Raw genomic sequence first — 17,498 nt, 5'->3', positions numbered from 1 at the left:
GTATATATTGTAAACTTTACTCAAGATAAATTGATTATAGTTAAATTATTCCGATCAGGTTAGGAGTTCGCGTGTCGAGGTACCCCGTTTTATGCTTTCTTTGTGTGTCTATCGTAACTCCTATTGCTCATAGTGCTAATCTTCGTCTGAAAATAGAAGGATTAACAGGTAAGTTGGAAAAAAATGCTCGAATTCATCTCTCCACTATCAGCACTGATGAAGTTGCGCCAGATGGCCGTTTTCGATCTCGTGTAGATAAAGCGATTCGTGAAGGCTTGCGCCCGCTTGGTTATTATGAACCTATTATCGAATTTACCTATCAGGAAAATAAACCGCCAGCTCGCTCGGTATTAACGGCAAAAGTTACTGCGGGCGAACCTGTGAGAATTGCCGATGTTAACGTTGTTTTGGAAGGTGGGGCTAAAACAGATGGAGATTATGCCAAACTTGTTAAAAGTAAAAGCCCAAAGAAAGGAACGATTCTAAATCATGATGAATATGAAAACCTTAAAGGTTCTCTGACCGGGCTCGCTATTAGGAAAGGTTATTTTGACGCGGTTATGAAAAAGAGCCAATTGGGTGTTGCCAAAGAACGACATGAGGCATTCTGGGACTTTGTTTTTAATAGCGGTGAGCGTTATCACTTTGGTCAGGTGCGTTATCGTGGTTCACAGATCCGCGAAGATTATTTGAGTCATCTAGTTCCATTCGAAGAAGGGGATTTTTATACCTCTGAACAATTGGCCGAATTGAATCGGCGGTTAGCAGAAACTGGCTGGTTTAATTCAGCAGTAGTCTCACCGGATTTTAATACCGCGAGAAAAAATGGTGACGGAATGCTTCCTCTTGAAGCGGTATTAACTCCACGTTCCAAAAACTATGTTGAACTGGGTGGGGGTTATGGATCTGATGTAGGGCCACGGGTAAAGGCGAAATGGACAAAACCGTGGCTTAATTCCCGTGGACACAGCCTTAGCACCAGCATCAACCTTTCTGCACCTGAACAGGTGATTGATGCTACCTATAAAATGCCGCTGAAGGTGAATCCGTTAGAGCAATATTACGCATTGCAGACGGGGTATAAGCGTAAAGATATCAACGATACCGTATCAGATACCGCGACAGTAAATCTTTCCCGTAATTGGGATCTTTCAACGGGTTGGCAGTATGGGATAAATATGCGTTGGAGTCTCAGCCACTTTACTCAGGCTAATGTCACCAATACGGCAATGTTATTTTACCCAGGGGTGAACGTCAGCCGTATCCGCCAGCGTGGAGGAACGATGCCTTATTGGGGCGATAGCCAGCGCTATTCTATTGATATCTCTGATACCCTTTGGGGTTCTGATGTTGATTTCTTGGTGTTACAGGCGCAAAACGTTTGGATCAGAACTTATTGGGATAATCACCGTTTTGTTGCTCGGGGTAATTTGGGTTGGATAGAAACTAATGCATTCGAGAAGGTTCCACCCGACTTACGCTTTTTTGCTGGTGGTGATCACAGTGTTCGTGGTTACAGATATCAGAAAATTTCCCCTAAAGACGATAAAGGAAAATTGACCGGTGCATCCGCACTAGTTGTGGGTTCACTTGAGTACCAATATAACGTAACGGGTAATTGGTGGAGTGCTGTTTTTGTTGATACCGGTGAAGCCATTAATGACATTAGAAAGAGCAATTTTAAAACCGGCGTGGGTGTTGGTGTGCGTTGGGCTTCTCCGGTCGGACCCATTAAATTTGACCTTGCCAGACCAATAGGGGATTCAGAATCCCGTAATATCCAGTTTTACATCGGGTTAGGATCTGAATTATGAGATGGATTAAAAAGGTCAGTATTACTTTTCTGCTGATGGTGACTTTGTTGGTTATTGTTGTTGCCGGGTTGGTAGGAACGCAATCTGGCCTGCATTTTATGATTAACAGTGCTGCTCGTTGGGTACCGGGACTAGATATAGCCAGCGTCAGTGGCGGTTGGCGTGATTTGACCCTGAAAGGCGTTAAGTATCAAATGCCCGGTGTTGATGTCAATGTGAATCAACTCCACCTTTCGCTTCGTCTTTCCTGCTTTAAAAACAGTCAGTTATGTGTTAATGCATTAACGACAGAAGGCGTAATAGTTGCAATTAATACCAAACGATTGCCACTTGCGGGAGAATCGTCGCCAAAGTCAGCACCTTTAACTGAACTGAGGACACCATATCCGATTTCACTTGATTTGTTGTCCGTTAAAAATGCCACTGTCACTGTAAATGGCGTGGTATTTGCCCTTGATGAATTTAGAACCGCAGCTCAGTGGCAGCAAAAGGCATTAACGCTTAAGCCAACGAAAATTAATGGGTTGCTGGTGGGACTGCCAAAAACTCCCCCTGAACGGCTGAAAATAGCGGAAGCAGAGGAGAAAGCGAAACGAGGGACCGAACTGGAAAAATCGTTGGGAGAAATTCTGAAAAAATTATTCTCTCAACCGCTATTGGCAACATTACCAGAAGTGCCTATTCCACTGGATATGACTGTTGCAGGGATAAGTGGTAAGCAATTAAGGCTGACTGGTGATACCAATATCACAATCAATGAGTTTTTACTGCAACTTAGCAATCAGGGGCAGCAGATTCAGCTCAATAAATTGAATGTTAAAATGCCGCAAGGTTCTCTTGCCATTAATGGTTCCGCGACTCTGGCACAGCAATGGCCGATAAAACTGGTAATAAAAGGTGAGCTAAGTCGACAAGAGATCCAAGGACAAAAGGTTAATGTAAAGCTTAATGGCGCTTTACTGGAGCAACTCAACTTAGGGCTGAATTTGTCTGGTCCTGTCAGTGCTAAACTTGATGCTCAAGCGGAACTGGCTAAGGTAGGTTTACCCGTGCGGGTGACGCTTGAAAGCCAGCAACTGAGTTGGCCTTTAACGGGGAAGCCAGAATATCAGCTTGATAGCGTAAAAATGCGCCTCAATGGTAAGGCCAGTGGTTATGATTTGTCATTGCGTTCCGGTATTAACGGTAGTGAAATCCCGCCAGCATTACTTGTATTAGATGCCAAAGGTAATGAAGAACAGCTTAAGTTGACCCGTTTACGCCTGTCTGCTTTGCAAGGAAAGAGCGAATTGGTCGGTGTAGCAGATTGGAGTAAGGCAGTAAGTTGGAATGCGGTGCTGACACTCTCCGGGATCAATACCGCTAAACAGTGGCCGGAATGGCCAGCCAAAATCGATGGGAAAATAGTTACCCGGGGTAGTTTACACGGTGGTAGTTGGCAGCTTCATATCCCGGAAATTATGCTGGACGGTAACGTAAAACAGAACTTAATAAAAGCCAAAGGTAAGATTTCTGGTAACGCGGCCGGTCAGTGGAATATTCCTCAATTCGAGCTGGCTTTAGGGCGCAATAAAATGAATCTCCAGGGACAATTGTTCAAACAGTGGAAACTGGATGGCGATATCCGTGCACCGAAGTTGGATGGTATATTTCCGGGGCTTGGCGGTGTCGTGAATGGAACGTTGAAATTACGTGGTAATATACAAGCACCTCAGCTTTTGGTTGATCTCAATGCTAACAGGTTGAAATGGCAGGATTTTCTCATTGATCGAGTGAATGTGAAAGGGGATGTACGTTCTGCTGAACAGATCCAAGGGAATCTTGCTGTTAAAGTCAGTGAGTTGAAACAAGCGGATTTGATTGTCCGTAATTTTACGTTGGATGCTAAGGGCAATGAGAAACAGCACAACTTGCAATTGAAGATTGACGGCAAACCGATTGCTGGTCAACTTGCATTGAATGGTAGTTTTGATCGTAAGCAGCAGCGATGGAAAGGTAGCATTAACAATACCCGTTTTGACACCCCGGTTGGAGAATGGCGTTTAACTAAAGCGATAACTCTTGATTATCTTAATCAGCAGCAGAAAGTCACTGTGGGCCCTCACTGTTGGCTGAATCCACATGCGCAGCTCTGCGTACCTGAATCTATTGAAGCTGGCGTCAGCGGTAGTGCATCCATTGTTCTTGAACGTTTGGATCTTGCTATGATTCAGCCATTACTGGGGTCTGAAATACATTTGAAAGGTGTATTCAGTGGCAATGCCGACGTTAAATGGAACGCGGAAAGCGGATTGCCTCAGGCCAACGTTAATTTGCGTGGTGATGGGGTGCATGTTAGGCAGATGGTTGATGGCACTGCATTACCGGTAGATTTCCAGACCCTGACACTCAATGTAGGCTTGAAGAATGGCACAGCAGAGTTGAATTGGTTATTTAAGATTATGGGAAATGGCCGATTCAACGGTGGCGTACAGGTTGCTGATCTTGCTGGGAGCCGTAAGCTGTCGGGAAATGTAGATATTCAGGATATTTCACTGGCGTTAATCAAGCCGATTCTTGGGAAAGGTGATAAAGCTGAAGGTCATTTGAATGCTCACCTGCTTCTGGGAGGCAATGTCAGAAATCCATTATTGTTTGGCCGGTTAGACCTGAGTGCACTGCAAGCTTCGGGCCATTGGATCCCATTTGATATTACTCAAGGGCAAGTTGGTGTGAATTTTGATGGAATACGTTCCGTTCTTGATGGTGTTATTAAAACGCCGAAGGGGCAGCTTAACCTAAATGGTGATGCAGACTGGCGTAATGTGGATGCATGGCATGCACGAGTAAGGGCTAACGGCGACAAGTTAAGAGTGGTTTTTCCACCAATGGTGAAAATTGATGTTAGCCCTGCTCTGGTGTTTGAGGCTTCTCCTCAGTTGCTGAAATTGGATGGTAGCGTTGGTATTCCTTGGGCGCGTATTACCGTGAAGGAGCTACCAGAATCGACAGTTGAGGCTTCATCGGATGAAGTTATATTGAATGAGAATCTTCAGCCATTACAACAGAAAAAAGCGTCTATCCCGATTCAAAGTAACTTGACGATTCATATAGGAGATGATGTTCGTCTTAGTGCTTTCGGCCTTAAAGCACAACTTAAAGGCGATCTGATGGTTGTTCAAGATAAACAAGGCCTGGGTTTGAATGGTCAAGTTGATATTCTTGATGGTCGTTTCCATACTTATGGACAGGATCTGATCGTTCGTAAAGGGCTGATTATGTTCTCAGGCCCACCTGATCAGCCATTACTTAACATTGAGGCTATCCGTAATCCAGATTCTACCGATGGGCGGGTTATTGCAGGGGTAAGGGTGAGCGGTTTGGCGGATCAGCCAAAAGTAGAAATTTTTTCAGAGCCTGTTAGATCACAATTGGAAGCACTTTCTTATCTGTTGCGTGGTGAAGGGTTAGAGAATAGTAACTCGGACAACTCACAGATGACGGCAATATTAATAGGTTTGGGGGTTGCACAGAGTGGTCAGTTGGTGGGTAAGATCGGTGAAATATTTGGTGTTTCCGACTTAGCACTGGATACTCAGGGGGTTGGTGACAAATCACAGGTAGTTGTTAGCGGAAAGATTACAAAAGATCTGCAAGTTAAGTATGGTGTTGGTATATTTGATTCACTAGCAACATTAACCTTACGCTATAGGTTAATGCCTAGGTTGTATCTGGAAGCGGTGTCTGGTATTGATCAGACATTGGATTTGCTCTATCAGTTTGAGTTTTAAAAATGCGAATTATTGTTTATGGCAGCTTACGGCGCAAACAGGGCAATCATCATTGGATGACCGATGCTCAATGGTTAGGTGATCATCGGCTGGAAGGCTATGAGCTATATGACCTTGGGCATTATCCTGCCGTTATCCGTGGTGACGGAAGTATTGAATGTGAGGTATATCGAATCAATTCTACTATACTGACAGAATTAGATGATTTGAAAGATAATTCGCGGGAGTATGTAAGGGAATTGATTCAAACACCGTATGGCAATGCATGGATATATCTTTATCAGTTTCCAATAACCGGTTTACGGCGGATAAAAAGTGGTGACTGGTTGAAGCGCCATGTGGAAGAGTAAATAAAAATCCTTTTTTGTCATAAAAAGGGAGTATGGTTTTAAAAAACCTCTGCCGGTGATGTTCCCCAGAGGTTTTTTAATTATTTAAACAGAGAAAAGCTATTTCTTAGCGGCACGTTCGAAAGAGGAGATAATTTCTGCTTTAGCAGCTTCGATATTATCCCAACCATCAACTTTAACCCATTTACCTTTTTCCAGATCTTTATAGCGCTCAAAGAAGTGAGTGATCTGAGCGCGCAGTAGTTCTGGTAAATCAGTCACATCTTTAATGTGATCATACTCTTTGGTTAGTTTGCTATGTGGAACTGCAACCAGTTTCGCGTCTTCACCTGATTCATCAGTCATTTTCAGAACGCCAACCGGACGGCAACGGATCACAGAACCTGGTTGTAGTGGGTATGGTGTGGGAACCAGAACATCAACCGGGTCACCATCCAGAGATAAAGTGTTGTTGATGTAACCATAGTTGCATGGATAGAACATCGTAGTAGACATAAAACGGTCTACAAATAGCGCACCAGATTCTTTATCAATTTCATATTTAATCGGATCTGCATTTGCAGGGATCTCAATAATGACATAGATATCTTCAGGCAGTTCCTTTCCTGCCGGTACTAAGTTCAGGCTCATGAAAGTTTCCTTTATTTTAAACCAGAATAGAGTGGGGAGTATTATAACCAAAACATTTTTTAAAGTACTCTCCATTTTTCTGACAAGTAGCTTGTTAGAAACGGGTTTGCAACTGATGAGAGAAGAGCTGAATATCTCTCAGAAAAAACTAGCGGACAGGATAGCTGGGGTATTTTAACCTCATTAGTTAAAATTAAAAAAGCGACGAAAAATCCCGCCGCTTATCCGTCATTAACCGATGAAATTACTCATCTGGGAACTCAGCCATAAAACTCTCGGCTTTCTCTACCATCGATTTACTGCCCACAAAGAAAGGGACGCGTTGATGCAGTTTGGATGGGATGATATCCAGAATGCGATTAGCTCCATCACTGGCTTTACCACCGGCTTGTTCAGCCAGGAATGCCATTGGGTTACACTCATACAGCAGGCGCAATTTTCCTGATGGATGGCTGGCGGTGCTTGGGTAAATGTAGATGCCGCCTTTCAGTAAATTGCGGTGGAAATCAGCAACCAGCGAACCAATATAACGGGTGGTATAAGGGCGCTGAGTTGCTTCATCTTGTTCCTGGCAATATTTGATGTATTTCTTTACCCCCATAGGGAATTTGATGTAATTCCCTTCGTTGATGGAATACATATTGCCATTGGGTGGGAACTGAACTTTCTCATGGGAAAGACAAAATACTCCCAAGGAAGGATCGTAAGTAAAGGCGTGTACCCCACAGCCAGTGGTGTAGACCAGCATAGTTGAAGAACCGTAAACAACATACCCGGCGGCGACTTGACGATGACCTGGTTGCAGGAAGTCTTTTTCAGTCACTGGCTGGCCGATGGGGGTAATACGGCGGTAGATAGAGAAGATAGTACCGACGGAAACGTTTACATCAATATTTGAAGAACCATCTAATGGGTCCATCAAAACAACATATTTTGCGTTTTCAGCGCGGTCTCCTTCGAAAATAACAATATCATCTTCTTCCTCTGAAGCGATCCCCGCAACTTCACCGCGTGCTTTCAGTGCTGCTTTGAGTTTTTCATTAGCATACAGGTCCAGTTTCATCTGCACCTCGCCTTGGATATTGGACACACCGCTGGTTCCTAAAATATCCACTAAACCGGCTTTGTTGATATCACGGTGAATGATTTTTGCTCCGAGCTTAATAGCAGAAAGCAAGGCAGTGAGTTCACCTGTAGCGTGAGAAAAATCGTGCTGCTTTTCGACGATGAATTCGCCTAATGTTTTCATGACGAAAGTCCTGAATGTGATTTGATAGTGGTTTTAGAGTGTCCATTGCACTCTTACGCGGGCAGTTTAGCCAAAGAAAGGGATGATTCATAGGCTATTCCATTTCTTATCTTGCTTTTGATGGTTAGAATAGTGGCTAACTTCATGCTATGGAATAGGAAATCAATGCGTATTCATATTCTTGGTATCTGCGGCACTTTTATGGGGGGACTGGCAATTTTGGCTCGTTCTCTTGGTCATGAAGTGACTGGTTCTGATGCCAATGTTTATCCACCAATGAGTACCTTACTGGAAAAACATGGGATTAATCTGATTCAGGGATATGACCCGGCACAGTTGGATTCTGTGCCAGATATGGTCATCATCGGTAACATTATGAGCCGTGGGAATCCTTGTGTAGAAGCGGTGCTGGAGCGTGGGCTCCCTTATACTTCTGGCCCACAATGGCTGCATGATTATGTTTTGCCAGAACGCTGGGTGCTGGCGGTTGCAGGGACGCATGGTAAGACAACAACTGCGGGTATGTTAGCCTGGATTTTGGAAGCTTGTGGCTATAAACCCGGTTTTTTAATCGGTGGTGTTCCGGGGAATTTTGAAACATCAGCTCAGATCGGGGAAAGCTCGTTTTTCGTAATAGAAGCTGATGAATATGACAGCGCTTTTTTTGATAAACGATCTAAGTTTGTGCATTACAGCCCACGTACGCTGATCATGAACAATCTGGAATTCGATCATGGCGATATTTTTGGCGATCTGGCTGCTATTCAGAGGCAGTTCCACCATCTTGTCAGGATCGTTCCGGGTAGTGGTAAGATCCTTGTCCCGGATAATGATATTAACCTGAAACAGGTTTTGTCTATGGGCTGTTGGAGTGAGTTGGAACTAGTGGGTGAAACCGGTAACTGGCAGGCAAAAAAGATCAGTACAGACAGCTGTCATTATCAGGTGTCTTATGGTGGTAAAGTTGTCGGAGAAGTGAACGGGTTGCTGGTGGGTGAACATAATATGCGCAATGGGTTGATTGCAATTGCTGCTGCACATCATGTTGGTGTCCAGCCCGCAGATGCCTGTTGTGCTTTAAGTGAATTTATTAATGCCTGTCGTCGCCTTGAACTACGTGGTGAGGAAAACGGCGTTACTGTTTATGATGATTTTGCTCATCACCCGACAGCAATTTTGGCAACACTCGAAGCCCTGCGTAGTAAGGTTGGAGGAACAGCCCGTATTATTACCGTACTGGAACCGCGTTCAAATACGATGAAAATGGGTGTGAGTAAGAATGAGATCGCACCAGCATTGGGGCGTGCTGATGAAGTATTCTTATTCCAGCCAGCTAATATTAAATGGCACGTATCAGAAATTGCAGATCACTGTGTTCAGCCAGCGTATTGGAGTGCTGATATAGATTCACTGGTGCATATGATTGTTGATAAGGCGCAGCAGGGGGATCATATTCTGGTTATGAGTAATGGAGGGTTTGGTGATATTCATGAAAAATTACTCTCTAAGCTGAATAAAAAAGCTTATCAATCCTGAGAATAGCAGCGGGAAAATGAATCGCGCCATGTTGGCGCGTTCATTTAAAGCTCTTGTTCGAACAACCCAAGGATGGCTCCACGCAGCTGTTCTGTTGTAGAATCTCTGGTGAGTGTAACGAAGATGGTGTCATCACCTGCGATACTGCCGAGTATACCTTCTGATTTACCAAGAGAATCTAGCAGACGAGCAATAAGTTGAGCTGCACCAGGGCTTGTGCGAATCACAACTATAGGATGGTTGTAATCAACGTCTAATACTAGATTTTTTAGTGGGCTAGTGGCAGTAGGAACACCAAGCTCAGCAGGCAGGCAGTAAACCATCTCCATTTTAGCATTACGGGTGCGAACAGCACCAAATTTAGTCAGCATTCTAGAAACTTTGGATTGGTTAATGTTCTCAAAACCTTCTTCCAGTAAAGCAGTGACAATTTCACCTTGAGAGCTAAATTTTTCTTCTTTCAATAACGCCTTGAAAGCTTTTACTAAGTCTTCCTGTTTAGAGGGAGTGCGCATATTTCACCATATTCAATCAGCTATGAAACTTGTATTATGCATATAAATGAATTTTTATGCAATAATAATGATTTTATAACCAATTTGAACCGTGTAAAGTTGGTCTTATGTTATTATAGAAATTCATAAAATATGAATATGGAAATTTGCTTTTTTAGCCGGTTATCAAGTAAATATATTGTTAATCAAATGATGTTGTTTGGCGTTGTTGTTGGGTGTAAGGTATTTAGCCAATTGTTTCGTAAAATCATAAGGAAATTCTCAAAATAGTGTCCGTTATCTCATTAACAGATAAGCATTTTGCCTAGAATACGGCGACTTTTGCGTCCCACTATCTATAGCGTAAGTCCACAATTTGGTTGTTAACCGATTGTTTTCAAAAACGTAGTAATCTATGGTTCTTAACTAGATGAATTCACAGCATTTTAAAGTATAAACGATTTAAGGAGTATCAGGATGAAAGTTGCAGTTCTCGGTGCAGCCGGTGGTATTGGTCAGGCTCTTGCTCTTCTACTAAAAACCCAGCTTCCTTCAGGTTCAGAACTTTCTTTATATGATATCGCTCCAGTAACACCTGGGGTGGCTGTTGATCTGAGCCACATTCCAACGGAAGTGAAAATTAAAGGCTTTGCTGGTGAAGATGCAACTCCAGCGTTGGAAGGAGCAAATGTTGTATTGATTTCTGCCGGGGTTGCCCGTAAACCAGGTATGGATCGTTCAGATCTGTTTAATGTTAATGCGGGGATCGTTCGTAACCTGGTAGAACAAGTGGCTAAAACTTGCCCTAAATCACTGATTGGGATTATTACTAACCCAGTCAACACAACTGTGGCTATTGCAGCCGAAGTGCTGAAAAAAGCAGGTGTATATGACAAAAACCGCCTGTTTGGTGTTACAACGCTGGATGTTATTCGCTCTAATACTTTTGTTGCTGAATTGAAAGGTAAAAAACCACAGGAAATCGAAGTACCCGTTATCGGTGGTCATTCTGGTGTGACAATCTTACCTCTGTTGTCTCAGATCCCTGGTGTGAGCTTTACTGATGAAGAGCTGGCTGTCTTAACTAAGCGTATTCAGAATGCCGGTACTGAAGTCGTTGAGGCTAAGGCGGGTGGAGGATCTGCAACTCTGTCTATGGGGCAAGCTGCGGCTCGTCTGGGCCTCTCTTTGGTCCGTGGCTTACAAGGCGAAAGTGATGTTGTAGAATGTGCTTATATTGAAGGTGATGGTAAATATACTCGCTTCTTTGCCCAGCCAGTTCGTTTGGGTAAAAATGGCGTAGAAGAGCGTTTGAACGTTGGTGAGCTGAGTGATTTTGAACAAAAAGCACTGGAAGGCATGCTAGATGTATTGAGAAAAGATATAGAATTAGGCGAAAAATTTATTAATAACTAATTAATATATTTTATAAGTAAAAAATATATATCTATGAAACAATAAAACCGCTGGTATAGCGAATTACCGGCGGTTTTTGTTCAGCTAATATAATTCGTTAGCTAATTATTTGTTTGTTCGCGTACTTTCCTTTCTAATAATTCTCCAGTATTTGGATCAAAATAACGACTTGGCCAAATTTCTGAAGGGTGTATTTCCAGATAATTCGCAATTATCCATTCTCCCTTTGGCCACGGACGAGATAGTGCATTCGCCAGGGTCGATGAGCTGAGCCCTGCTCTGCGTGATACCTCAGCTAAGGTTGTTCCCCGCTTGCGTAAAGCTGCAATTATATCGGCAGGATGCCAATCAGATTTCCTTGAAATCATTTTTAATCCTTTTTTTATTAAATTTGATGCTATGTTAGTGGTATAAATAACAGGTGTGCATGAGAGCAATAACGAACTTAAACCTGTTATTGAGAAATAAAATAGCATTATTTTTCCAAAAGTATTTCCAAATTTTTTCTTAAAAACTTCTTTTTTGAACTTGGTTACAAAAATAGAGAAACGTGATGAAAAAAGAGTGGTATTCGGCCAAGGAGTTAATCGGCGTGGGTGAGTTACCTGGATCACCACAAGGAGTTAATGCCAGAGCAAAACGAGAGGAGTGGTTATGTCAAAAAAGACAAGGTGTACAAGGTAAAGCAGTCGAGTATCACTACTCCTGTTTCCCGGAAACGACCATTGCAGCATTGGAGCTTCATGAATCATCTTCTGAGTATCAGGTGCATAAGCAAGATCCTTTGTCGATTTGGGTTGGCGCTTTTCATCAGTTATCAGAATCTGAGAAACAGGCTGTGATAGCCATGATTTTACGGGATGGTATCAGAAGTTTTTTAGAAAAACTTTCTGTTGTTTAGCCCATTTTTGGAAATTAGAAATGCCAACTAACTTGGATTCTTCTTCATTATCCCGGTGCAAAGTGAGAAGAAAAGTATGAAAAAAGAATGGTACTCAGCTAAAGAGCTGGTTGGTATTGCCGGACTTCCTTCTTCGCCACAGGGGATAAATCTGATGGCAAGGCGGGAAGGATGGGAATATAGACGTAAACGAGGTGTTCAGGGCAAGGCTCTTGAATATCATATAAATAGTTTGCCTGAAGATGTACTTAATGTGCTATCCGTAGGGGAAAGTACTATTGATTATACAAACAAACGACAAGACCCATTCTTAATTTGGATTGAGGCTTACTATCAATTAACTAAAGTTGAGCGGGAAAAAATTGTGAAATTTATTCTTCGAGAGGGGCTCGCAAAACTTATTGGTTATATTGATGTAGGTGTTGAAGACGTAGAGAAAAACCTAGAGTCAGATTAACCCCAGGTTTCGTTCTATCGATTAAGAAAGGCGTTGTACGGCAATATGGGCTAACCCCACGAGTGCTTGCTTGTATGGGGAGTTTTCCAGCGCCTGCAAAGCAGCTATTGCTTTATCTGCTTCTTCCTCTGCTCGTTTACGGGTATATTCCAATGAACCGCACTGTTTCATGGTTGTCAGTACGGTTTCGAGTAAATGGCGGCCATTACCTTTTTCAATTGCTTCACGGATAAGTGCGGATTGTTCTGGAGTGCCGTGATTCATAGCGTGTAGCAAGGGCAATGTCGGTTTACCTTCGTTAAGATCATCACCGGTGTTTTTGCCTAATGTATCGCTATCAGCATTATAATCCAGTAAATCATCAATTAACTGGAATGCAGTGCCTAAATAACGTCCGTAATTTTGTAAAGCCATTTCTTGCTCTGGGGTGGCATTAGAAAGAATTGCGGAAGAGTGCGCGGCGACTTCAAACAATCGGGCTGTTTTACTGTAAATCACCCGCATATAATCATCTTCAGAAATATTTGGATCATTGCAGTTCATCAGCTGTAAAACTTCGCCTTCAGCGATAACATTGGTTGCCTCTGACATCAATTTAAGAACTCGCATGGAGTTAAGCGCTGTCATCATCTGGAAAGAGCGCGTGTATATAAAATCACCAACCAGCACGCTTGCTGCATTACCAAACATGGCATTGGCAGTCGCTTTGCCACGTCGCATGTCTGATTCATCCACTACATCATCATGTAACAGAGTCGCTGTGTGGATAAATTCAATTAATGCAGCAACAGTAATATGCTTATCACCCTGATAACCCAATGCTCTGCTAGCCAGGATGGCAATGATTGGGCGAATACGTTTTCCACCACCACTGATTATGTAGTAGCCCAACTGATTGATAAGAGTAACGTCAGAATTCAACTGACTAAGAATGGTTTCATTTACCGCTGCCATATCATCAGCGGTTAGCTTGATAATGGATTCTAAATTCATATTTTTTCGGCTGTGGGTTTTAATGCAGAGTTGTGTTCATATTAACATTAAAATAGTTATTGCTGTGTCTTGATTGTACTCGAAAAACAGTCTAAATAAATGACAATTCAGCAACTGTGTTTTTTTATCATCTGCTCTAATTCTGCTCTTGTCTTCTTAGGCTTTTTTGCGTAGAATTCGCGCCCTATTATGAATATTTATAGTGCGCTCTGGAATGATTATTTAAGGGGGCGTGCGGAAAGCGGAGTTTATATGTACGCGGTTTTCCAAAGTGGTGGTAAACAACACCGAGTCAGCGAAGGTCAAACAATTCGCCTGGAAAAGCTGGACATCGCAACGGGTGAAACTGTTGAGTTTGACCAGGTTCTGATGGTCGCTAATGGTGATGACATCAAAATCGGCGCTCCTGTCGTTGAAGGCGTTAAAATCAAAGCTGAAGTGGTTGCCCATGGTCGTGGCGAGAAAATTAAAATCGTTAAGTTTCGTCGTCGTAAACACAGCCGTAAGCAGCAAGGCCACCGTCAGTGGTTCACCGATGTTAAAATCACTGGCATCGCTTAAGATTTAGGAGAGCAGATTAATGGCACACAAAAAGGCTGGCGGCTCAACTCGTAATGGCCGCGATTCTGAAAGCAAACGTCTGGGTGTAAAACGTTTTGGTGGCGAGTCTGTATTAGCAGGCAGCATCATTGTTCGTCAACGTGGTACTAAATTCCACGCTGGCGATAACGTTGGTTGTGGTCGTGATCACACCCTGTTCGCATTAGCTGACGGGAAAGTTAAATTCGAAGTTAAGGGCCCGAAAAACCGCAAATTTATCAGCATCGAAGCTGAATAAGTTTTTCGAGTTATAAACCGAATCAGAAGCCCTGCATGTGTTGCGGGGCTTTTTATATTTAAAGTACGCCATCTCTGGGTAACACGGCCGTCCAGCACTGTAATGGCTATCATACGGAGAAAAAATATGAAATTTGTAGATGAAGCCAGAATACTGGTTGTTGCAGGGGATGGTGGCAATGGTTGTGTCAGCTTCCGTCGTGAAAAATATATTCCGAAAGGTGGGCCAGACGGTGGGGATGGTGGGGATGGTGGGGATGTTTATCTGTTAGCAGATGAAAATCTCAATACATTGATTGACTATCGTTTTGAAAAATCCTTTCGAGCAGAACGTGGACAAAATGGTCAAAGCCGTGATTGTACAGGCAAGCGTGGTCAGGATACTACGATTAAAGTCCCTGTGGGGACTCGTATCCGTGATACAGCAACCGGTGAGGTTTTAGGCGATATGATTCGTCATGAACAGCGTCTAATGGTAGCAAAGGGTGGATTCCATGGGCTTGGTAATACCCGCTTTAAATCTTCTGTTAACCGGGCCCCTCGTCAAAGAACGATGGGGACTTCAGGTGAAACTCGTGAATTGATGCTGGAACTGATGTTGTTGGCAGATGTTGGTATGCTAGGGATGCCAAATGCGGGCAAATCCACCTTTATCCGTGCTGTTTCTGCTGCTAAACCAAAAGTTGCAGATTATCCATTTACCACTCTGGTCCCAAGCTTGGGTGTAGTAAGGATGGATAACGAACAAAGTTTCGTTGTTGCTGATATTCCAGGGCTCATTGAAGGTGCTTCCGATGGTGCTGGCTTGGGTATTCGCTTCTTGAAACATCTGGAACGTTGCCGGGTATTGCTGCACTTAATCGATATTTGTCCTGTTGATGAATCAGATCCTATTGAAAATGCCCGGATTATTGTCAACGAGCTACAGCAATACAGTGAAAAATTGGCAGAAAAACCACGTTGGTTGGTGTTCAATAAAGTTGATCTGTTGGAGCCAGAAGAAGCTAGACAGCGTGCCCAAGCTATTGCTGATGAATTGGGTTGGGAAGGCGACTTTTATATGATCTCAGCGATAAATCGTCTGGGCGTTAAAGCGCTTTGCTGGGATATTATGGACTTTATGAAAACTCAGCCTCGTAATATGAGCAGAACAGAAGGTGAAGCTCAGCCTGAGAAAGTTGAATTCATGTGGGATGACTACCATAAGAAGCAATTGGAACAGGTTTCGGAAATAGACGATGACTGGGATGACGATTGGGACGAAGATGACGATAAAGGCGTTGAAGTTATTTACAAACGCTGATTTTTTTACTTTCTCATCATAGCTAAGGGCGCCATCTTTGTGGCGCCAATTTTATCAGTTGTGTTGGTATAAATCTTTATACAGTCTGCTTTCGAATCGAATCAAAGGGGCCCGACGGTTGCGATGCTCTTTTGGCGGTACGGCGTAAGCAGAAATAAATTGCACGAAAGCAATTTGTTGACCGCTAGCAGTGGTTATAAAGCCAGCTAGGTTATAAACTCCTTGCAGAGCACCGGTTTTAGCCGAAACTTTTCCGTTTACTCCTGCTTCATCCAGCCCTCCTCGGTATCTTAATGTGCCATCATGACCCGCTAATGGCAGCATGGAAATAAAATCTAATTCTTGATCATGTTGAGCAATAAACTGTAATACTTCCATCATGGTTGCTGGAGTAATCAGATTATGGCGGGATAATCCTGAGCCATCCACCATCACGGTATTTCCTAGATCGATACCTGCTTTTTGTTTTAATACTTGCCTTACCGCATCAGAGCCTGAACGCCAGGTTCCTGGTATATCAAAGTATTGTCGGCCTATTGTCCGAAATACGGTATCAGCAATCATATTGTCAGATTTTTTTAGCATGACTTTCAGCAGATCATGTAATGGTGCTGATTGATTTTGAGCCAGAACTTTTCCCGGTTCAGTTGGTAAGCTTTGGCGTTTAAGATTACCTGTGATTTCAATTCCTGCAATTTGCAATTCATTTTTGAGGATTGCACCCGCATAGCTGGTACCATTTTGAATCGCGAAAGCCAGTGGCAACGGTTCACTGCGTTGAGTAAGGCATCCGGTAAGAGTAAAACGGTTCAGTTCTCCGGGAACGACGTCCAGTTCACAGTACTGGCTTTCAGGAGAGCCTTTTGCCAACGTTTTAACTTCGCTGAACATATTTACGGGATAAAAGGATGCTACGCGGATAAATGCAGTATCACCGGGGCGTTCAGCACTATATAGCGAAACTGAAAAACAATTTCGATCTACAATTGCGGCAGCAGGGGGAGCACTGAAACATTGGGTCATGTCATTCCATACCCAACCGGGAGCTTTATCGTGGCTGGCAAAGGTGGAAACATCTATCAGAAGATCGCCGTCAATTTTTTCCACGCCAGATTGTTTCAGAACTGTGACCATATTGCGAAGTTGTTGACGGGTCAGTGTCGGATCTCCGACAAAACGAGCAATCAAATTCCCTTTCAGGACGCCGTTTGAAATTTTTCCGTGACTTTCCAGTGTGGTGATAAAGCGATAATCTTTACCCAGTTGTAACAATGCTGCAAGAGCTGTGACAACTTTCAGCGTACTTGCTGGTAGAGCCATTTGTTGCCCGTGATAATCAATTAACGGGGTACTGCTACCCGTTTTTTGAGCGATTAACGCCAGATTAGTACCATCAGGCAGATATTGCGTATATTCCTCAACAGGTGTGGCGTTTGCGTTGGGTGTAATCAGATACAGAGCGGTAACGCAAATTAATCTGCCGGCAATTTTAAAGAAGGACATAAATTTCGCATATGGATGTAGACATACCACAATACTAAGGCGCAAAGTGGGGAAAAGTAAACGATGACCCATCACCAAGTCTACGTTAGAATGATATATTAATATGTAAAATATGATTGTGAACTCTGGGTAGTCCCATGGTTTGCACTATTGTTTATTGTCTGTAAGCCCGCCCGACAAGGTGTGCTCATTGTGCTGTTATCTGAAAACATCAGGATGATGCTGGTTTTTTGCTCAGGAAAGAT

Annotated in this window: 16 protein-coding genes; 10 read left to right on the top strand and 6 right to left on the bottom strand. The window is 43.1% G+C overall.

Annotated features, from left to right (window positions below; genetic code table 11):
- The first annotated feature begins 71 nt into the window (after positions 1–71).
- From tamA to LGZ98_RS05730, 3 genes are read left to right on the top strand one after another with little or no spacing between them, the layout of a single operon-like run.
- Positions 72–1,814 (top strand): autotransporter assembly complex protein TamA, encoded by a 1,743-nt coding sequence (gene tamA / locus LGZ98_RS05740; RefSeq protein ID WP_262977809.1) that lies wholly within the window; start codon positions 72–74, stop codon positions 1,812–1,814.
- Positions 1,811–5,584, top strand: a complete 3,774-nt coding sequence (gene tamB / locus LGZ98_RS05735) for an autotransporter assembly complex protein TamB (protein ID WP_262977808.1) — start codon at positions 1,811–1,813, stop codon at positions 5,582–5,584. The genes tamA and tamB overlap by 4 nt, the downstream gene beginning before the upstream one ends.
- 2 nt (positions 5,585–5,586) lie before the next feature.
- Entirely contained in the window at positions 5,587–5,934 is a 348-nt protein-coding gene (locus tag LGZ98_RS05730; protein WP_011148628.1) for a gamma-glutamylcyclotransferase family protein, read from the top strand.
- Positions 5,935–6,033: 99 nt separating this feature from the next.
- On the opposite strand, the gene ppa is transcribed toward LGZ98_RS05730, so the two are convergent.
- Together ppa and fbp are read right to left on the bottom strand one after the other, a co-directional pair.
- Complete coding sequence (ppa, locus tag LGZ98_RS05725) at positions 6,034–6,564, bottom strand: inorganic diphosphatase (RefSeq protein ID WP_113041648.1); 531 nt, start codon at positions 6,562–6,564, stop codon at positions 6,034–6,036.
- A gap of 244 nt (positions 6,565–6,808) precedes the next feature.
- Entirely contained in the window at positions 6,809–7,813 is a 1,005-nt protein-coding gene (gene fbp / locus LGZ98_RS05720; protein WP_112877177.1) for a class 1 fructose-bisphosphatase, read from the bottom strand.
- 165 nt (positions 7,814–7,978) lie between these two features.
- On the opposite strand from fbp, the gene mpl reads away from it, so the two are divergent.
- Positions 7,979–9,349 (top strand): UDP-N-acetylmuramate:L-alanyl-gamma-D-glutamyl-meso-diaminopimelate ligase, encoded by a 1,371-nt coding sequence (gene mpl / locus LGZ98_RS05715; RefSeq protein ID WP_113041646.1) that lies wholly within the window; start codon positions 7,979–7,981, stop codon positions 9,347–9,349.
- A 44-nt stretch (positions 9,350–9,393) separates the two neighbouring features.
- Here mpl and argR read toward each other — a convergent pair whose 3' ends face one another.
- Positions 9,394–9,864 carry a transcriptional regulator ArgR gene (gene argR, locus LGZ98_RS05710; RefSeq protein ID WP_011148624.1) on the bottom strand — a complete coding sequence of 157 codons (471 nt, stop codon included), beginning with the start codon at positions 9,862–9,864 and terminating at the stop codon, positions 9,394–9,396.
- A 456-nt stretch (positions 9,865–10,320) separates the two neighbouring features.
- On the opposite strand from argR, the gene mdh reads away from it, so the two are divergent.
- Positions 10,321–11,259 (top strand): malate dehydrogenase, encoded by a 939-nt coding sequence (gene mdh, locus LGZ98_RS05705; protein ID WP_113041645.1) that lies wholly within the window; start codon positions 10,321–10,323, stop codon positions 11,257–11,259.
- A 101-nt stretch (positions 11,260–11,360) separates the two neighbouring features.
- Here mdh and LGZ98_RS05700 read toward each other — a convergent pair whose 3' ends face one another.
- Positions 11,361–11,627, bottom strand: coding sequence for a helix-turn-helix domain-containing protein (locus LGZ98_RS05700; protein ID WP_011148622.1), 267 nt, complete (start codon positions 11,625–11,627; stop codon positions 11,361–11,363).
- Between the two features lie 185 nt (positions 11,628–11,812).
- Between LGZ98_RS05700 and LGZ98_RS05695 the strand changes: the two genes are divergently transcribed.
- Positions 11,813–12,160: a DNA-binding protein gene (locus LGZ98_RS05695; protein ID WP_113041644.1), complete on the top strand. Its 348-nt coding sequence runs from the start codon at positions 11,813–11,815 to the stop codon at positions 12,158–12,160.
- Between the two features lie 76 nt (positions 12,161–12,236).
- Complete coding sequence (locus LGZ98_RS05690) at positions 12,237–12,617, top strand: DNA-binding protein (RefSeq protein WP_113041643.1); 381 nt, start codon at positions 12,237–12,239, stop codon at positions 12,615–12,617.
- Positions 12,618–12,638: 21 nt separating this feature from the next.
- On the opposite strand, the gene ispB is transcribed toward LGZ98_RS05690, so the two are convergent.
- Positions 12,639–13,610, bottom strand: a complete 972-nt coding sequence (gene ispB / locus LGZ98_RS05685; protein ID WP_113041642.1) for an octaprenyl diphosphate synthase — start codon at positions 13,608–13,610, stop codon at positions 12,639–12,641.
- A 252-nt stretch (positions 13,611–13,862) separates the two neighbouring features.
- Between ispB and rplU the strand changes: the two genes are divergently transcribed.
- The 3 genes from rplU (at position 13,863) to cgtA (ending at position 15,750) form a co-directional block, all read left to right on the top strand.
- A complete protein-coding gene (gene rplU / locus LGZ98_RS05680; RefSeq protein WP_011148618.1) occupies positions 13,863–14,171 on the top strand; it encodes a 50S ribosomal protein L21 in 309 nt (102 codons plus the stop codon).
- A gap of 19 nt (positions 14,172–14,190) precedes the next feature.
- The gene (rpmA, locus tag LGZ98_RS05675; RefSeq protein WP_036776537.1) at positions 14,191–14,448 is read left to right on the top strand and encodes a 50S ribosomal protein L27; all 258 of its coding nucleotides are present in this window, start codon (positions 14,191–14,193) and stop codon (positions 14,446–14,448) included.
- 126 nt (positions 14,449–14,574) lie between these two features.
- Positions 14,575–15,750 (top strand): Obg family GTPase CgtA, encoded by a 1,176-nt coding sequence (cgtA, locus tag LGZ98_RS05670; RefSeq protein ID WP_113041641.1) that lies wholly within the window; start codon positions 14,575–14,577, stop codon positions 15,748–15,750.
- A gap of 54 nt (positions 15,751–15,804) precedes the next feature.
- Here cgtA and dacB read toward each other — a convergent pair whose 3' ends face one another.
- Positions 15,805–17,253: a serine-type D-Ala-D-Ala carboxypeptidase gene (gene dacB, locus LGZ98_RS05665; RefSeq protein ID WP_113041640.1), complete on the bottom strand. Its 1,449-nt coding sequence runs from the start codon at positions 17,251–17,253 to the stop codon at positions 15,805–15,807.
- Positions 17,254–17,498: the final 245 nt, after the last annotated feature.

This window comes from Photorhabdus kayaii, assembly GCF_025384895.1.
Lineage (GTDB): Bacteria > Pseudomonadota > Gammaproteobacteria > Enterobacterales > Enterobacteriaceae > Photorhabdus > Photorhabdus kayaii.
The sequence above is the reverse complement of the archived record's forward strand: the minus strand, read 5'-3'. Positions and strand labels throughout refer to the sequence as shown.